Annotated in this window: 3 protein-coding genes; all 3 read right to left on the reverse strand. The window is 29.9% G+C overall.

What is annotated here, in order from left to right:
• On the reverse strand, positions 1-711 hold a 711-nt coding region (gene cobI / locus CI949_RS20135; protein ID WP_081374510.1), incomplete at its 3' end, for a precorrin-2 C(20)-methyltransferase.
• A 49-nt stretch (positions 712-760) separates the two neighbouring features.
• A complete protein-coding gene (gene cbiT / locus CI949_RS20140) occupies positions 761-1,348 on the reverse strand; it encodes a precorrin-6Y C5,15-methyltransferase (decarboxylating) subunit CbiT (protein WP_073157129.1) in 588 nt (195 codons plus the stop codon).
• Positions 1,341-2,006: a precorrin-6y C5,15-methyltransferase (decarboxylating) subunit CbiE gene (gene cbiE / locus CI949_RS20145; protein WP_073157126.1), complete on the reverse strand. Its 666-nt coding sequence runs from the start codon at positions 2,004-2,006 to the stop codon at positions 1,341-1,343. Before cbiE ends, cbiT begins: the two co-directional genes overlap by 8 nt.
• Positions 2,007-2,109: the final 103 nt, after the last annotated feature.

Consider the following 2,109-nt stretch of genomic DNA (forward strand, 5'->3'; position numbering starts at 1 on the left):
ATAAATCCCCTTTCTTTTTACTATCATTAATGTCAGATATTCAATTTTTTTATTTTTAAACACTTCTATATTCTCAGTATAAAACTCATCTTCAAAACCGCATTTACTGGCAATAAGCACATTTTTCTTTAAAGCTAATTTTTCTAAGACACGATATGCTGTCTCATAATTGCGGCTCAACTTTAAAATTACTACTGTTTCAAACAAATTAAAAACTTTTTCTAAATGGTCTTCGCTTTTAATATTAGATAAAATTGCTGTATTTTCTTTTTCTTCTGCCAAAGGTAGATTATATCTGGAAGTAACAGCTGCAATAGAATTAATTCCGGGTATTGTTTCGATTTCAATTAAACTATCCCATTCTTTAATCTTTTTTAGCATATAAGAATAGGTGCTGTATAAAAAAGGATCTCCTATAGTTACAAATGCAATCTTTTTATCTTTTTTTAATAATTGATATATTTTTCGAGCAGCAGCTGTGCGTGATTGTTCAAGCTCTTTTCTGCTTTTTGACATTTTAAAATGCAATTTAACAATTCTACCTTTTAGCTCTATTAAATTGGAAATAATTTTAAGAGCTTTACTAGAATCACTTTTAGCTGACATTGGAGTGCAGATATAGTCAACTTCTTTTAAAATTTCTACTGCCTTTAAAGTGACTAATCCAGGTTCGCCTACTCCAACACCGATTCCATACAATTTTTTAGCCAAATTAGTTCCTCCATTCATTTAAATTTATCTCAATACTTTTCTTAAATCTTTATTTTTTTACTGCACTAATGATATAAACTGGACTTAAAGCTTTAAACATTTTGTATTTATTAATATTTTTAGTTCTAGTCACAGCAATATTAACAATATCCAGTCGATAATCTAGTCTTTCAAGTTCCTGGATAGCAGTTGTCAAAGTATTAATTGTAACTGCAGTTAATACAATTCTACCATTATTTTTTAGCTTTTGATCAGCCGCCTCAAGAATTGCAGTAAGTTGGCCTCCACTGCCACCGATAAAAATTCTATCTGCTCCAGGCAAAGCATCCATTCCTGCAGGAGCTTCCGCCTCCACTATTTCAATGTTTTTTAGATTAAATTTTATAAAATTTTTTTTAATTAAATTAAGAGCTTTCTTTTTTCTTTCTAAGGCATAAACTTGCCCCTTTTTTAAAACTAGAGCCATCTCAATTGAAACACTACCGCTGCCTGCTCCAATATCATAAACTATCTGATCTTTTTTAAGTCTTAATTTCGATAAGAGTACCGCTCTTACTTCTTCTTTAGTCATCGGAACTTCGCCTCTGATAAAACACTCATCAGATATCCCAGGAGTATTATATTCCCATTCACTCATCAATATCACCTCTAAGACTAGAATTCAATTGGTTATTATCCAGAATAATCATCACTGTTAATTTAGAAAATGAAAGCTTTTTAATTTCTTCAGCACTGCCAACAGTAATATTTTCATCTGCATAAGAAAGATTTTCAAAAACACAAATAGTTTTATCTTTAATTTTATTTTTTAACAAATACTCAGCAATCTTTGCAGGAGGAAATTTGTTATCTGTAAAAAATCCAACCTTAGCTTCTTTTTTTAAGAGAACAAGCAGCTCATCTTTATTATCTTTACCGTGCAGACTGGTAATTCTCATATCATTCCAACTAATTTGAATTCTAGAAGCAGCAAGCTGTAAAGAACTGATCCCAGGAATAACTTCCAAAATATCGATATTTATTTCTCTTTTTAAATAATTAAGTAAGCTGTATAAACCTGGATCACCTGAAACTAAAACAGCAATTTTTTTCTTTTCATAATTAGCCAAAATATAATTTTTAATTTTAACTAAGGGCAGAGTAATTTTAATTTTTTTAGCCTTCTGTTCTGCAAAAGTTTCTAAAGCTCTACTGCCTCCGATTAAAACATCCATTTTTCCTATAATTTTTTCTGTTTTTTTAAGTAAATAGTCTTTATTTCCCGGTCCAATCCCCAGTACATAAACTTTATTCAAAATCAAAATCCTCCTCTGCTTCTTTTGAAAGAGCAACAATACCCTGATTTAAAGTAAAAATTACTGCTTTACACTTAATTTTATTTTCAAGTTTTGCTTCTAC

Source organism: Halanaerobium sp. (assembly GCF_003070835.1).

What these genes read in the sequence shown, in the direction of transcription:
- cbiT (WP_073157129.1), bottom strand. Translation starts at nt 1,348, where the DNA reads ATGAGTGAATGGGAATATAATACTCCTGGGATATCTGATGAGTGTTTT.